The organism is Cupriavidus sp. a3, assembly GCF_051015765.1.
Lineage (GTDB): Bacteria > Pseudomonadota > Gammaproteobacteria > Burkholderiales > Burkholderiaceae > Cupriavidus > Cupriavidus oxalaticus_A.
The window spans coordinates 599,688-612,957 of the sequence record NZ_CP170644.1; the positions used below are offsets into that span (position 1 = coordinate 599,688).

The window sequence follows — 13,270 nt, forward strand, 5'->3', positions numbered from 1 at the left end:
ATGTCAATTCGGGCGCCGGGCTGGCACCGTTCGGGTGCAACGGGCGAAACCAGGCGCCACCGGACCGGCGCCGGCCTGATTTTCTGCCCGATTGCCGCGCAAAATGCGCTGGTTTTCAGACTACTGAAAGCAAACTGAGGCAAAATTCCATCTTTCGCCTAGTTTGTCGCCCTGGCCGTGACCCGGCAGGCAGAAGTCCCACCCACCGATAGAGGATCTGAGAGAAGCAATGAGTACCCAGCAACCCACCATCATCTACACGCTGACCGACGAAGCTCCGCTGCTGGCGACCAGTGCGTTCCTCCCGATTATCCAGACCTTCACCAAGCCGGCCGGCATCAACGTCACCACCAGCGACATCTCGGTGGCCGCCCGTATCCTGGGCGAGTTCCCCGAATTCCTGACCGAAGCACAGCGCGTGCCGGACAACCTGGCCGAGCTGGGCAAGCTGACGCAGCAGCCGGACACCAACATCATCAAGCTGCCCAACATCAGCGCCTCGGTGCACCAGCTGGTCAGCGCCATCCGCGAGCTGCAGGGCAAGGGCTACAAGGTGCCGGACTATCCGGAAGACCCGAAGACCGACGAAGAGAAGGCCATCCAGAAGCGCTATTCCAAGTGCCTGGGCTCGGCCGTGAACCCGGTCCTGCGCGAAGGCAACTCCGACCGCCGCGCCCCGGCCGCGGTCAAGAACTACGCGCGCAAGCACCCGCACAGCATGGGCGAGTGGAGCATGGCCTCGCGCACGCACGTGGCCCACATGAAGCACGGCGACTTCTACCATGGCGAAAAGTCGCTGACGCTGGACAAGGCCCGCGACGTCAAGATGGAGCTGATCACCAAGAGCGGCAAGACCATCGTGCTCAAGCCCAAGGTCTCGCTGCAGGACGGCGAGATCATCGACAGCATGTTCATGAGCAAGAAGGCCCTGTGCGCCTTCTATGAAGAGCAGTTCGAAGACGCCCGCGCCACCGGCGTGATGCTGTCGCTGCACGTCAAGGCGACCATGATGAAGGTGTCGCACCCGATCGTGTTCGGCCACGCCGTCAAGATCTTCTACAAGGAAGCCTTCGCCAAGCATGGCGCGCTGTTCGACGAACTGGGCGTGAACGTCAACAACGGCCTGGTCAACCTGTACGAGAAGATCGAGTCGCTGCCCAGCTCCAAGCGCGAAGAGATCATCCGCGACCTGCACGCCTGCCACGAGCATCGCCCGGAACTGGCGATGGTGGATTCGGCCAAGGGCATCTCGAACCTGCACGCGCCGAACGACGTGATCGTCGATGCCTCGATGCCGGCCATGATCCGCATCGGCGGCAAGATGTGGGGTGCCGACGGCCGTCCGAAGGACACCAAGGCCGTGATCCCGGAAAGCACCTTTGCCCGGATCTATCAGGAGATCATCAACTTCTGCAAGACCAACGGCAACTTCGACCCGACCACCATGGGCACGGTGCCGAACGTCGGCCTGATGGCGCAGAAGGCCGAGGAATACGGCTCGCACGACAAGACCTTCGAGATCACCGAAGACGGCGTTGCCAATATCGTCGACCTGGCCACCAATGAAGTGCTGCTGACGCAGAACGTCGAGCAGGGCGACATCTGGCGCATGTGCCAGGTCAAGGACGCGCCGATCCGCGACTGGGTCAAGCTGGCCGTCACGCGCGCGCGCAACTCGGGCATGCCGGCCGTGTTCTGGCTGGACCCGTACCGTCCGCACGAGGCCGAGCTGATCAAGAAGGTCGAGGCCTACCTGAAGGACTACGACACCAACGGCCTGGACATCCAGATCATGTCGCAGGTGCGCGCCATGCGCTACACGCTGGAGCGCGTGATCCGCGGCCTGGACACCATCTCGGTGACCGGCAACATCCTGCGCGACTACCTGACCGACCTGTTCCCGATCATGGAACTGGGCACCAGCGCCAAGATGCTGTCGATCGTTCCGCTGATGGCCGGCGGCGGCATGTATGAAACCGGCGCCGGCGGCTCGGCTCCGAAGCACGTCAAGCAACTGGTGGAAGAGAACCACCTGCGCTGGGATTCGCTGGGCGAGTTCCTGGCGCTGGCGGTGTCGCTGGAAGACGTCGGCATCAAGACCGGCAATGCCCGCGCCAAGATCCTGGCGAAGACGCTGGATGCCGCCACCGGCAAGCTGCTCGACAATAACAAGAGCCCGTCGCCCAAGACTGGCCAGCTGGACAACCGCGGCAGCCAGTTCTACCTGGCGATGTACTGGGCCCAGGAACTGGCCGCCCAGTCGGACGACGCGGAACTGGCCGCCAAGTTCGCGCCGCTGGCCAAGACGCTGACCGACAACGAGCAGAACATCGTGGCCGAGCTGGCCGCGGTGCAAGGCAAGCCGGTCGACATCGGTGGCTACTACCAGCCGGACGCAGCCAAGCTCAGCGCAGCGATGCGCCCGAGCCAGACGCTGAACGCCGCGCTGGCGTCGGTCACGGCCTGATGGATGCCGGCCCGCATGACGGGCCGGAGCAGCGCCGCAACCCCGGGGACGAGGTCCCCGGGGTTGTTTCTTTTCCGGGCCGGGCTAAGTGTCCGGCTGCACTTCCCAGCCTTGTTCCGTGCCCTTTTTCTGGTCGCGGTAAGTCCAGCGCGCGCCGCAGTCCTGGCACACAAAGGTGCTGATGGTGATCGCGGCTGACCCGGGCGGCTTGATGCGCTGGGTATCGGTAATGCGCAGCGCGGCGTGCCCGGGGGCGCCGCGGCGGTGGCGTTCGATGGCCTGGCAGGCAGTGCAGAGTGTCATCCGTTCTTGTCCGTTCGATGCGGCACTGTAGCATGCACGGACAGCGCGGCCCGCAGCCAGCGCATGCGGCGCTTATTGCCGCAATTTCCTGCCGATCTGCCGAAGTGCATTGACCCTGGGTAGCGGCACCTGTATAAGGGTGGATGCAGGTCTTTCAAGCAGCAATCTCGAAGTCCAGGTGCTTGCCCACACGGCGCCACTTTCTCTCCAAGTTACTTCCTTGATCGTCATGCCTTGCCGGCGCTTTTGCCAGGCAGGAAATACTTTTTGAGGAATCCAGCATGGAAACCGGTACCGTTAAGTGGTTCAACGATTCGAAGGGTTTTGGCTTCATTACGCCTGAAGCAGGCGGCAACGACCTGTTCGCGCACTTCTCCGAAATCCAGGGCAGCGGTTTCAAGTCGCTGCAAGAAGGCCAGAAGGTTCGCTACGTCGCCGGCGTTGGCCAGAAGGGCCCGGCCGCGACCAAGATCGAGCCGATCTGAGTCTGAACGACTGCCATTGCACTGAGCGCCTCGGCGCCGGTTCAGTCAAGAAGCTCCGCCAGCGCGGAGCTTTTTTGTTTTGTGTGGCGCTATCTTGTACCGGCATGAAATAAAGCCACTCTTGACGTTGCAACAGGCGTAGAGTGAGGGGAACACCACCAACCGCCGGAGGCCGACATGGATGTTTATCCAGCTGCGACTTACAAGGGATACGACGTCTATCCCCTGGTGTACAAGCATGCCGTCGCGCGGGTGTGGCCGGAGCCCAGGCCCGACCGCTCCTTCGATGCCGCGGTGGTTATCTGCCTCGCCGGCGAATCGCCTGAAAGCGCGCAGGCACGCACGTTCCGCCTGGATGCCGCCCCCTGGGACAACGTGGGCGGCGCGCGCCGCGGTGCACTGCGCTATGCCGAGGACATCATCAACGGCACGGTGCCTGGGGTGTCGCTGGTCATGGCGCAATAAGAATACTCCTCCGCATCAACGCGGCACGATGCCGCCGGCGCCAGCGTGCGCGGCAGCATCCGTCAGCCAGCAGGGAATTCGTACATGGACATACGTTCGGGATCATCCGGTTTTCTGTGCACGTTGCCCGGCGAGGGCAAGGGCATCACCTACCACGTTGCGGTCTGCTTCATCGATGCGCAGCGGCCCACCGGTGTGCTTTTCACCAGCTTTGTCGGGGTCGGGCGGCGCGCATTCGCCGTGCTGGCCGAAGCCGATGCATTGCCGGACCAGCTTGGCGCCAGCGGCGAAGCGCTGTGCCGGCTGGCCATCGGCCAGGTGGTACGCGACCAGCTGCATGACAAGGCGCGGGAAGGCGACTATGTGCTGGACCTCAGCGCTGCGCCGTGGGACGGCGAACTGAGGCCGGTCGGCAGCGGCGTCCGGGCCGGACGGCCGCATGTGCGCGTAGTGGGCTGAGGCGACGCTCAGGGGCGCTCAGGCCGCTCGTGCCGGCACGCGGCAACACGGCGCGATTCCTGTCAGATCTTGAACACCGGGGCGCCGTGGCGCTCCAGCAGCGCTTCGATCAGCGCCATGTCGGCGATTTCGGGCGTGCGGTCTTCCACCGCGCGCGACGGGCCGCAATAGGTCGCGGTCACGTGGCGCCTGACCGTCAGTACGCCGGCGGCCGGCGGCGCGATCTGTACCTCCTGCCACGGTGAGTGCCGGTAGGTGCCTGCCTGCCAGCCTTCCGGCGTCAGGTGCAGGGCTTCCCATTCTTCGATGGTCGACATGGTCGGTTCTCCTATGCGATGAAATGACGTGTTGGGGTGGCATGCGCCGGTGCGGCACATGCCATGGCGGAAAACGCGGCCTACGACTTGTGTCGATAGTTGATGCGTCCCTTGGTCAGGTCGTACGGCGACATTTCCAGCGTGACGCGGTCGCCGGCCAGCACGCGGATGCGGTTCTTCTTCAGGCGGCCGGACGAATAGGCCCAGACCTCGAACCCGTTTTCCAGCACGACGCGGAAGCGATTGTCCGGCAGCACCTCGGATACCTTGCCGCCAAATTCCACCAGTTCTTCTTTTGCCAAAGAGGCTCCTTGCGAGAGCGGCGCCGGGATGGCGCACGCCGTTGTGACGGCCCGTAGGCCGGAAGATCGGTGGTTACCGCAGGCGCAGCCGCGCCGCGGCGCGTTCCCCGGCACGCCGCGCGGCCAGGCACGCACGGGCTTCGGTGCGGTGCGTGTCGTGGCGCATGGCCACGTTGGCGACGATGCGCTCGGCGCCGTTGCGGTATTCGGCAATCATGTAGGTCGCGAACCAGAGGCCGGGTTCCTGCTGGATCGGATAAACCGAAACGGTGTACGGGTCCTGGCTGAGTCGGTTGTCGAGGCGTTGGTTGTGGTGGTGGTTGTGTGGCTTCAATGTGTTGTCCGTTCAAGAGGCGCGGCCGCGCGCGGCGCGGTGCATCGGTCCGATGCAGGCGGCGCAGGATTGGCGACCGTTCGCCGTTGCTGTAGGCCAGCGTCGGGGCCCGCGCGCGGCGCAGGCAGGGAGTCTGGCGGGAGTGGACCATGCCTGCGCAACCGGTGCGCTGCGAGGGGCGCGGTGGTTGCGGAGCGGGCGTGCCGCCGGTCGGATAGGGTGAGGGGCGTTGCCGCCCTGGGAATGCCGGGATCGGGCCCGGCCACCGCCGATGTACTTTTTGTGGGATGGTCCTGCGGCGGGCGCACTGGCGTCGGGCGTTGCCGATCCGTGCGAACGAAACCGAATGATACCACTTCTGGCGCGGGCCGTTCCCGCATGCCGGACAGCGCACGTGGCGCGCGCCCTGCCAGACGCTCAGGTTTCGCTGATCTGCGCGAACCGCTGCGACAGGAAATCGATCAGCTCGCGCACTGAGGGAAGCAGCCCCCGCCGCGACGGGAACACCGCGTGGATCACGCCGCCCTTGATCGACCAGCCGGGCAGCACCCGGACCAGGCGGCCCTCGCGCAGTTCGTCGCTGACCATCATCACCGGCAGTTGCACCAGCCCGGCGCCGGCCACCGCGGCGGTGCGCAGCATGATCATGTCGTCGGTGACCAGCCGGGGCTTGTGGTGCAGTTCGGCGCTGGCGCCGTCGGGGCCGTGCAGCGCCCACACATGCGTGGGGCGCGGCGGACCCAGGTCCAGCGTCGACAGCGGGTTCAGGTCGGCCGGCGTCAGCAGCGGGGGCCGGCCCTCCACCAGCCTGGGGCTGGCGAGGATGCACCAGGCACGCTCGGCCAGCACCCGCATGACCAGGTCGCTGTCGTCCAGCGGCGGCACGCGCACGCGGATAGCCAGGTCCACGCCTTCGGCGACCACGTCCACGCGGCGGTTGGTGGCCTCCAGGTGCACCGTGACCTTAGGGTTGGCGGCCATGAAATCCGCAATCATTTCGCCCACGCGGGTATGCAGCAGCGCCACCGGGCAAGTCATGCGCACCAGGCCGCTGGGTTCGGCGCGAGTGCGCTCGATCACACTCTCGGCGGCCTCCGCCTCGACCAGCATCGCCTTGCAATGCGCGTAGTAGGTCTGCCCCAGTTCGGTCACGGAAAAGCGGCGCGTGGAGCGCTGGATCAGGCGCACGCCCAGCCGCTCTTCCAGCATGGCCACGCGCCGGCTCAGCTTGGACTTGGGGATCCCTAGCTCGCGCCCCGCCGGAGCAAAGCCCTGGTGGTCGACTACCTGCGCAAAGTAATACAGGTCGTTGAGGTCCGGATGCAACGGCGGCTCCTGTCGTCCTGCCAGTAGGACGCTGAGGGCGGATTTTCAAGCGTACCGGGGCAATCTGCCAAGACCTATGCTCTTGCCACACGGTCGGTTCCACGGCGTCGGCGCCACGGCCACCGTATCCCAGTCCACTGTGCAAGGAGAAAGCGAGATGACCACCCCCGCCAATTTCAATGGCAAGCGCCCCGCAATCGATCCCGCCGATACGGCCATGCTGCTGATCGACCACCAGAGCGGCCTGTTCCAGACCGTGGGCGACATGCCGATGCCCGAGCTGCGCCTGCGCGCCGCCGCGCTGGCCAGGATGGCAACGCTGTGCAAGCTGCCCGTCATCACCACGGCCACGGTGCCGCAAGGCCCCAACGGCCCGCTGATTCCCGAGATCCACGAGAACGCCCCGCATGCCCGGTATGTCGCGCGCAAGGGCGAGATCAACGCGTGGGACAACCCCGACTTCGTTGCCGCGGTGAAGGAAACCGGCAAGAAGACGCTGATCATCGCCGGCACCATCACCAGCGTTTGCATGGCGTTCCCGTCGATCAGCGCGGTCGCCGACGGCTACAGGGTGTTCGCCGTGGTCGATGCCTCCGGCACCTATTCCAAGATGGCGCAGGAAATCACGCTGGCGCGCATCGTCCAGGCCGGCGTGGTGCCGATGGATACCGCCGCGGTCGCCTCCGAGTTGCAGCAGAGCTGGAACCGCCCGGACGCGCAGCAATGGGCCGAGGTCTATACTAAGATCTTCCCCGCCTACCAGTTGCTGATCGAGAGCTACATGAAGGCGCAGGACGTCGAGAAGAAGCACGAGGTGCTGGACTCCCAACGCTGACATTGTTCGCACAGGCAAGGCTTTTACCCACGGAAGCGGCCGGTGAGAAATCCTCCGGCCGTGCCCGTTTTCACAGGAGCACGCCATGAGCAAGACCTACAAGCGCCTGGACAAGAGCCAGGCAGCTGTCCTGATGGTCGACCACCAGGCCGGCCTGCTGTCGCTGGTCCGGGATATCGAACCCGACAAATTCAAGAACAACGTGCTGGCATTGGCCGACCTGGCCAAGTATTTCAAGCTGCCGACCATCCTGACCACCAGCTTCGAAGACGGCCCCAACGGTCCGCTGGTGCCCGAGCTGAAGCAGATGTTCCCCGACGCGCCGTTCATCCCGCGGCCGGGCCAGATCAATGCCTGGGACAACGAAGACTTTGTCGCGGCGGTGCGCGCCACCGGCAAGAAGCAGCTGCTGATCGCGGGCGTGGTCACGGAGGTGTGCGTGGCATTCCCGGCGCTCTCGGCGATCGAGGAAGGCTTCGACGTCTTTGTCGTGACCGATGCCTCCGGCACCTTCAACGAAATCACGCGCGATTCCGCGTGGCGCCGCATGTCGGAGGCCGGCGCGCAGCTGATGACGTGGTTCGGCGTGGCCTGCGAGCTGCACCGCGACTGGCGCAACGATATCGAGGGACTGGGCACGCTGTTCTCGAACCATATCCCCGATTACCGCAACCTGATCACGGCATATACGACGGTGAAGGGCGGGAAATAATCCGCATTGCCTGCAGGACTGCCGGTTTGCTCCCCTCCCGCTTGCGGGAGAGGGCAGGGGAGAGGGGCAGGGGGAGAGGGCAGGCCGTGGGTATGCCCGTGGATGTGCCGACGGGCGAGATAACACTCAAGCCTGCTTCACCGCGCCCCCCACTGGCTCCCGCTCGACCTCGCCCTGCGCCGAGGCCGACCGGCGGTGGTCGATCAGCGACACCGCCAGCACCGCGATCACCGCCGGGATCGCGATCGCCATGAAGTTCTGCTGCAGCGGCAGCGACATCCCCACCAGCACGCCGATCACGATCGGCGCCAGGATCGCGCCGCTGCGGCCCACGCCCGAGGCCCAGCCGATGCCCGTGCCGCGCACCGCCATCGGGTAGAACTGGCCGGCATAGGCATAGGTGACGATCTGCGTGCCGATGGTCGAGGCACCGGCCAGTCCCACCACCACGAACAGCGCGGCGGTCGGCATCGGGTAGCCCAGCAGCGTGATCGAGATCGCTGCCAGCGCGTACATGCCGATCAGCACATGCTTGATCGGCAGGCGGTCGGCCAGCCAGCCGCCGCCCACGGCGCCGATCATCGCTCCGAAGTTCAGCACCAGCACGAAGGTCAGCGCGGAGCCCAGGCTGTAGCCGGCGGCGGCCATCAGCTTGGTCAGCCACGAGCTGAGCGCATACACCATGAACAGGCACATGAAGAACGCCACCCAGAACATGGCCGTGCTGAAGCCGCGGCCGTCCTGGAACAGGCGGCGGATCGGCGCGCTGCCTGACTTGTCGTCGGCGGGCAGCGTGAAGACGTCGCCGGCCTGCGGGCGGTGCGATGGCACCAGCCGTGCTACCACGCCCTGCAGCGTGGCGGTCTGCCTGGTGCGGATCAGGTAGGGCATCGACTCCGGCAGCGCGCGCAGCACCAGCGGAACCAGCAGCACCGGCAGCCCCGCGGCCAGGAACACCGACTGCCAGCCATAGCTTTCGATCAGCCCCTTGCCCAGCAGCGCGGCCAGCATGCCGCCGACCGAATAGCCGCTGAACATCAGCGTCACCAGCGTGCCGCGCAGCTTGCGCGGCGAGTACTCGGTCATCTGCGCCACCACGTTGGGCATCACGCCGCCGATACCCAGCCCCGCCAGGAAGCGCGTGACGCTGAACGCGACCGGATCGCTGGCAAGGCCCGCGGCCGCGGTGAACACGCTGAACAGCCCGATGCAGATGGCGATGGCGCGCCGGCGGCCGATACGGTCGGCAATGGTACCGAGGAAGATCGCGCCGAACATCATGCCGAACAGCGCGGAACTGACCATGAAGCCCGCGCTGGTCGCGGTGACGCCCATCTCCTTCATGATCGACGGCAGCGCGATGCCGGCGACGGCCAGGTCATAGCCGTCGAAGATGATGATGAGCGCGCACCAGAACAGGATTTGCGCATGGAAGCGGTTGAAGCGGGCCTCGTCGGCCAGCTGGTGGACATCGATCTGACGCATGGTTGTCTCCGGTAGGGTGGGATGGCGCGTGCTTACGCCACTGCTATGGCGCGCTCTGCGGCGGCCTTCAGTTCGCGCTCGCGCAGCACGAAGCGCTGGATCTTGCCCGTGGCGGTCTTGGGCAGCGTGTCGACGAATTCGATCGCACGCGGGTATTTGTACGCGGCCAGCCGCTCCTTGACGAAGGCCTTCAGCTCGCCGTCGCCCAGCTGCGCGCCGGCCTTCAGCACCACGAAGGCCTTGGTCTTGACCAGCCCTTCCTGGTCCGGCACGCCGATCACCGCGGCCTCCAGCACGGCGGGATGCTGCACCAGCGTGGCCTCGACCTCAAACGGCGAGACGTAGATGCCGCTGACCTTGAGCATGTCGTCGCTGCGGCCGGCGTAGCTGTAGCTGCCGTCCGCGTTGCGCACGTACTTGTCGCCGCTCTTGGTCCAGCCGCCGCGGAAGGTCTCGCGCGATTTCTCGCGGTCGGCCCAGTACATCATCGCGGCGCTGGGGCCCTGGATATAGAGATCGCCGATCTCGCCGTCGGCAACGGGCTGGCCGCATTCGTCGCGCAGCTCGATGGCGTAGCCCGTCACCGGCCAGCCCGTGGTGCCGTAGCGCACCTGACCGGGGCGGTTGGAAAGAAAGATATGCAGCATCTCGGTGGAGCCGATGCCGTCGATGATCTCGCAGCCGAAATGCGCGGTGAAGCGCTGGCCGATCTCGGCGGGCAACGCTTCGCCGGCCGACGAGCACAGCCGCAGCGCCACGTCGGCGCGCGCGGGCAGCGCGGGGTTGGCCAGCATGCCGGCGTAGCCGGTGGGCGCGCCGAAGAACACCGTGGGTTTGTGTTCCAGCCAGCGGCGGAAGGTGGCCTCGGGCGTGGGCCGCTCGGCCATCAGCACCACCGTTGCGCCAACGCTCAACGGAAAGCTCAGGCCATTGCCGAGGCCGTAGGCGAAATACAGCTTGGCCGCGGAGAAGCAGATGTCGTCCTCGCGCAGGCCCAGCACCGGGCCGGCATAGAGCGCGGCGGTCCAGTACGGGTTGCCGTGGCTGTGCACCACGCCCTTGGGCTGTCCGGTCGAGCCTGACGAATACAGCCAGAAGCCCGGATCGTCGCAACTGGTCGCGGCGGGCGCGGCGAGCGGGGTTTGCGCGGCGAGCACCGTGTCGAGCGGCACCATGCCCTCGGGCAACTGCCCTTGCGCGCGCGACACGAACACCTTGCCCACCTCATGCCCGGGCACCGCCAGCGCGTCCCGCAGCACCGGCAGCAGCGCCGCCGACACCAGTACCGCCTGCGCGCGGCTGTGCTGCAGCATGTAGACGTAGTCATCCGCGGTCAGCAGCGTGTTGACCGCCACCGGCACGACACCGGCGTACATCGCACCCAAAAAGCTCACGGGCCAGTCGGTGCAGTCGTGCATCAGCAGCAGCACGCGTTCCTCGCGGCGCACGCCGGCGCCGAGCAGCGCGGCGGCCAGGCGCCGCGCCTGCTGCGCCAGCTCGCCGTAGGTAAGCCGGCCATCGTCATCGATATAAGCGGTCTTGTCCGGGCGCCCGGCATTGCACGCCAGCAGGTGCGCGGCAAAGTTGAAGGACGCGCCCGGCGGCTGCACCGGGACGTCTGCGGTGGTGGCGGTCATGCTTGTCTCCCCGTTACTGGTGTACGGTGTGCTGCGCGCCGCCATGCGAGGACGGCGCGGTGAAGGAGGATGAAGGCGTGTGGAACCGGCGCTCAGGCCAGCGTGCCAAGTACCTCGGTGCTGGCCTGGATCGCGCTGCGGCGATGGTAGAAATGCAGCGCGCGCAGGCCGCCCAGCTCCTCGCCGCCGCCGGCGCGGCCGGGGCCGCCATGCAGCGATTGCGGCATCACGTTGCCGTGGCCGGTGTGCAGCTGCGCGACGTCGGGAGAGATCACATGCACGCGGCCGTGGCTGTCGGCCAGTTCGACCGCGGCGGCGCCGAGCGCAGCGGCATCGCTGCCATAGAGCGAGGCCACCAGCGAACCCTGGCCGCGGCGCACCAGTGCGAGCGCATGCGGGGTATCGCGATAGGGCAGAAGCGTGGCGACCGGGCCAAATACTTCGGTGTCATGCACCGCCGCGGCCGCATCGGCATCGCTGGCGCCGAGCAGCGTCGGCCCGAGGCAGCAGGCCACGGCCGGATCGGCGTCGACCAGCGGCTGCCGCGTGCCGTCGTGCAGCACCTGCGCGTGCCGGCGCAATGCCGCCAGCGCCGCGGTGACCGCATCGAACTGCGCGCGGCTGACCAGCGCGCCCATGCGCACCGAGTCGTTGCGTGGATTGCCGACGATGACTTTCGAAAGCCGCGCGCCGATCGCTTCGGCGGCCTGCCCGTAGAGCGCCTCGGGCACGAACACGCGGCGGATCGCAGTGCACTTCTGCCCGGACTTGACCGTCATCTCGCGCACCACTTCTTTCACCAGCAGCTCGAACGCGGCGGTGTCCGGCCCCGCCTGCGGCAGCAGCACCGCGCTGTTGATGCTGTCCGCCTCGATATTCACGCGCACCGAGCGTTGCGCGATGGCCGGATGCGAGCGGATCACCGCCGCGGTATCGGCCGAGCCGGTGAACGACACCACGTCGAACGGCTGCAACTGGTCCAGCAATCCCGCCGAGCTGCCGCAGACGACCGACAGCGCGCCCGCCGGCAGCACGCCGGCCTCGACCACGTCGCGCACCATGCGCTGCGTCAGCCAGGCCGTGGCGGTGGCGGGCTTGGCGATGACCGGCACGCCGGCCAGCAGCGCGGGCGCAGCCTTCTCCCACAGTCCCCAGCCCGGGAAGTTGAAGGCATTGATAAACAGCGCCACGCCGCGCGTCGGCACCAGCACGTGCTGCGACTGGAACAGCGGATCCTTGCCCAGTCGCGCGGCCTCGCCGTCGGGCAGGAAGCGGCGGTCGCCGAGCGCATCGCCCAGCTTGGCATAGGTGCCCAGCGTAAAGATGCCGCCATCGATATCGACCGCGGAGTCGTTCTTCACGGTGCCGCTGTTCGCGGTGGCAATCTCGTAATAGGCATCGCGGTTGGCCTGCAGCACCTTGACGATGTCGGCCAGCAGCGCGGCGCGCTGTCGGTAGGTCAGCGCGCGCAGCGCGGCACCGCCCTGTTCGCGCGCGAAGGCAAAGCCGGCGGCGAGATCCAGGCCGGCCGCATCGACCCGCACCAGTTCATCGCCCAGCACGGGATCGAACAGCGGCGTGCCGGCACCGCTGCCGGCCTGCCACTTGCCGCCGAGGTAGTTGGAAAGCAGTTCGGTCATGGCGGTCCTTAGCGGGTGGAGTCGCGGGTGAAGTCGATCAGGCCTTCCGGCAGCAGGTAGAGCACCAGCGCGCGGCCGTTGCTGACAGTGGGGCGGTGCGCGCTGCCCGCCGGGCATACCAGCCAGCCGGCGGGGCGGCCGTCGAATTGCGCATTGCTGCCGTCCAGCGGCATGATCAGGTCGATCTCGCCATTGGGATGCGTATGGTGCGGACCGGCAATGTCCTGCATGTCGACCACATCGACTGAAAATCCGTGCAGGTCGTCGGCGGGCTTGAAGATGCGGCCGTAACGGATGCCGCCGCCTTCGCGGTCGCACAACCAGCCTTCGGCCACGCCGGCCTCGCAGCTCGCCTTCAGTTGTTGGTAGGTAGCGCTGCCGGCGCCGTGCTCGGCATTGAGCCACGCGTCCAGCGCGGTATCGAGCGGCCGGCCGGCAAGCTGCGCGGTAAGTTGCGCAATCTGCTCGCGGAAATGCTTTGGAGAGAGGGTGAGGGACATCCA

Annotated in this window: 15 protein-coding genes; 6 read left to right on the forward strand and 9 right to left on the reverse strand. The window is 66.7% G+C overall.

The genetic code is table 11. The features are described from left to right. The first annotated feature begins 229 nt into the window (after nucleotides 1–229). Nucleotides 230–2,467, forward strand: a complete 2,238-nt coding sequence (locus ACAD63_RS24675; RefSeq protein ID WP_434034489.1) for an NADP-dependent isocitrate dehydrogenase — start codon at nucleotides 230–232, stop codon at nucleotides 2,465–2,467. Between the two features lie 84 nt (nucleotides 2,468–2,551). On the opposite strand, the gene ACAD63_RS24680 is transcribed toward ACAD63_RS24675, so the two are convergent. Continuing rightward, entirely contained in the window at nucleotides 2,552–2,770 is a 219-nt protein-coding gene (locus ACAD63_RS24680) for a hypothetical protein (protein WP_133094262.1), read from the reverse strand. 281 nt (nucleotides 2,771–3,051) lie between these two features. Between ACAD63_RS24680 and ACAD63_RS24685 the strand changes: the two genes are divergently transcribed. The 3 genes from ACAD63_RS24685 (at nucleotide 3,052) to ACAD63_RS24695 (ending at nucleotide 4,179) form a co-directional block, all read left to right on the forward strand. Continuing rightward, entirely contained in the window at nucleotides 3,052–3,255 is a 204-nt protein-coding gene (locus tag ACAD63_RS24685; protein WP_135703005.1) for a cold-shock protein, read from the forward strand. Nucleotides 3,256–3,432: 177 nt separating this feature from the next. Beyond that, nucleotides 3,433–3,720, forward strand: a complete 288-nt coding sequence (locus ACAD63_RS24690) for a hypothetical protein (protein ID WP_133094263.1) — start codon at nucleotides 3,433–3,435, stop codon at nucleotides 3,718–3,720. Between the two features lie 84 nt (nucleotides 3,721–3,804). Next, on the forward strand, nucleotides 3,805–4,179 hold the full coding sequence (locus ACAD63_RS24695) for a hypothetical protein (protein WP_434034490.1): 375 nt from the start codon (nucleotides 3,805–3,807) through the stop codon (nucleotides 4,177–4,179). A 62-nt stretch (nucleotides 4,180–4,241) separates the two neighbouring features. On the opposite strand, the gene ACAD63_RS24700 is transcribed toward ACAD63_RS24695, so the two are convergent. From ACAD63_RS24700 to ACAD63_RS24715, 4 genes are all read right to left on the reverse strand, one after another. Next, nucleotides 4,242–4,496 carry a translation initiation factor 1 gene (locus ACAD63_RS24700; RefSeq protein WP_135703003.1) on the reverse strand — a complete coding sequence of 85 codons (255 nt, stop codon included), beginning with the start codon at nucleotides 4,494–4,496 and terminating at the stop codon, nucleotides 4,242–4,244. A gap of 80 nt (nucleotides 4,497–4,576) precedes the next feature. After that, nucleotides 4,577–4,798, reverse strand: a complete 222-nt coding sequence (gene infA, locus ACAD63_RS24705; protein ID WP_133094266.1) for a translation initiation factor IF-1 — start codon at nucleotides 4,796–4,798, stop codon at nucleotides 4,577–4,579. A 73-nt stretch (nucleotides 4,799–4,871) separates the two neighbouring features. Beyond that, the gene (locus ACAD63_RS24710) at nucleotides 4,872–5,132 is read right to left on the reverse strand and encodes an isochorismatase (protein ID WP_135703002.1); all 261 of its coding nucleotides are present in this window, start codon (nucleotides 5,130–5,132) and stop codon (nucleotides 4,872–4,874) included. 417 nt (nucleotides 5,133–5,549) lie between these two features. Then, on the reverse strand, nucleotides 5,550–6,458 hold the full coding sequence (locus ACAD63_RS24715; protein WP_135703001.1) for a LysR family transcriptional regulator: 909 nt from the start codon (nucleotides 6,456–6,458) through the stop codon (nucleotides 5,550–5,552). A 157-nt stretch (nucleotides 6,459–6,615) separates the two neighbouring features. Here ACAD63_RS24715 and ACAD63_RS24720 point away from each other — a divergent pair, with 157 nt between their 5' ends. Together ACAD63_RS24720 and ycaC are read left to right on the forward strand one after the other, a co-directional pair. Continuing rightward, nucleotides 6,616–7,293, forward strand: a complete 678-nt coding sequence (locus tag ACAD63_RS24720) for an isochorismatase family protein (RefSeq protein WP_434034491.1) — start codon at nucleotides 6,616–6,618, stop codon at nucleotides 7,291–7,293. 85 nt (nucleotides 7,294–7,378) lie between these two features. After that, nucleotides 7,379–8,005: an isochorismate family cysteine hydrolase YcaC gene (ycaC, locus tag ACAD63_RS24725; RefSeq protein WP_135702999.1), complete on the forward strand. Its 627-nt coding sequence runs from the start codon at nucleotides 7,379–7,381 to the stop codon at nucleotides 8,003–8,005. Nucleotides 8,006–8,131: 126 nt separating this feature from the next. Here the strand turns inward: ycaC and ACAD63_RS24730 are convergent, their stop codons facing one another. From ACAD63_RS24730 to ACAD63_RS24745, 4 genes are all read right to left on the reverse strand, one after another. Next, nucleotides 8,132–9,490 carry an MFS transporter gene (locus tag ACAD63_RS24730; protein ID WP_135702998.1) on the reverse strand — a complete coding sequence of 453 codons (1,359 nt, stop codon included), beginning with the start codon at nucleotides 9,488–9,490 and terminating at the stop codon, nucleotides 8,132–8,134. Between the two features lie 32 nt (nucleotides 9,491–9,522). Further along, nucleotides 9,523–11,127 (reverse strand): benzoate-CoA ligase family protein, encoded by a 1,605-nt coding sequence (locus ACAD63_RS24735; RefSeq protein WP_135702997.1) that lies wholly within the window; start codon nucleotides 11,125–11,127, stop codon nucleotides 9,523–9,525. Nucleotides 11,128–11,219: 92 nt separating this feature from the next. Then, nucleotides 11,220–12,767, reverse strand: a complete 1,548-nt coding sequence (locus ACAD63_RS24740) for a 3,4-dehydroadipyl-CoA semialdehyde dehydrogenase (RefSeq protein ID WP_195427000.1) — start codon at nucleotides 12,765–12,767, stop codon at nucleotides 11,220–11,222. Between the two features lie 8 nt (nucleotides 12,768–12,775). After that, nucleotides 12,776–13,267 carry a DUF4863 family protein gene (locus ACAD63_RS24745; protein ID WP_135702995.1) on the reverse strand — a complete coding sequence of 164 codons (492 nt, stop codon included), beginning with the start codon at nucleotides 13,265–13,267 and terminating at the stop codon, nucleotides 12,776–12,778. Between the last annotated feature and the right edge of the window lie 3 nt (nucleotides 13,268–13,270).

What these genes read in the sequence shown, in the direction of transcription:
- ACAD63_RS24675 (WP_434034489.1), top strand. Translation starts at nt 230, where the DNA reads ATGAGTACCCAGCAACCCACCATCATCTACACGCTGACCGACGAAGCT.
- ACAD63_RS24680 (WP_133094262.1), bottom strand. Translation starts at nt 2,770, where the DNA reads ATGACACTCTGCACTGCCTGCCAGGCCATCGAACGCCACCGCCGCGGC.
- ACAD63_RS24685 (WP_135703005.1), top strand. Translation starts at nt 3,052, where the DNA reads ATGGAAACCGGTACCGTTAAGTGGTTCAACGATTCGAAGGGTTTTGGC.
- ACAD63_RS24690 (WP_133094263.1), top strand. Translation starts at nt 3,433, where the DNA reads ATGGATGTTTATCCAGCTGCGACTTACAAGGGATACGACGTCTATCCC.
- ACAD63_RS24695 (WP_434034490.1), top strand. Translation starts at nt 3,805, where the DNA reads ATGGACATACGTTCGGGATCATCCGGTTTTCTGTGCACGTTGCCCGGC.
- ACAD63_RS24700 (WP_135703003.1), bottom strand. Translation starts at nt 4,496, where the DNA reads ATGTCGACCATCGAAGAATGGGAAGCCCTGCACCTGACGCCGGAAGGC.
- ACAD63_RS24720 (WP_434034491.1), top strand. Translation starts at nt 6,616, where the DNA reads ATGACCACCCCCGCCAATTTCAATGGCAAGCGCCCCGCAATCGATCCC.
- ycaC (WP_135702999.1), top strand. Translation starts at nt 7,379, where the DNA reads ATGAGCAAGACCTACAAGCGCCTGGACAAGAGCCAGGCAGCTGTCCTG.
- ACAD63_RS24730 (WP_135702998.1), bottom strand. Translation starts at nt 9,490, where the DNA reads ATGCGTCAGATCGATGTCCACCAGCTGGCCGACGAGGCCCGCTTCAAC.
- ACAD63_RS24735 (WP_135702997.1), bottom strand. Translation starts at nt 11,127, where the DNA reads ATGACCGCCACCACCGCAGACGTCCCGGTGCAGCCGCCGGGCGCGTCC.
- ACAD63_RS24740 (WP_195427000.1), bottom strand. Translation starts at nt 12,767, where the DNA reads ATGACCGAACTGCTTTCCAACTACCTCGGCGGCAAGTGGCAGGCCGGC.
- ACAD63_RS24745 (WP_135702995.1), bottom strand. Translation starts at nt 13,267, where the DNA reads ATGTCCCTCACCCTCTCTCCAAAGCATTTCCGCGAGCAGATTGCGCAA.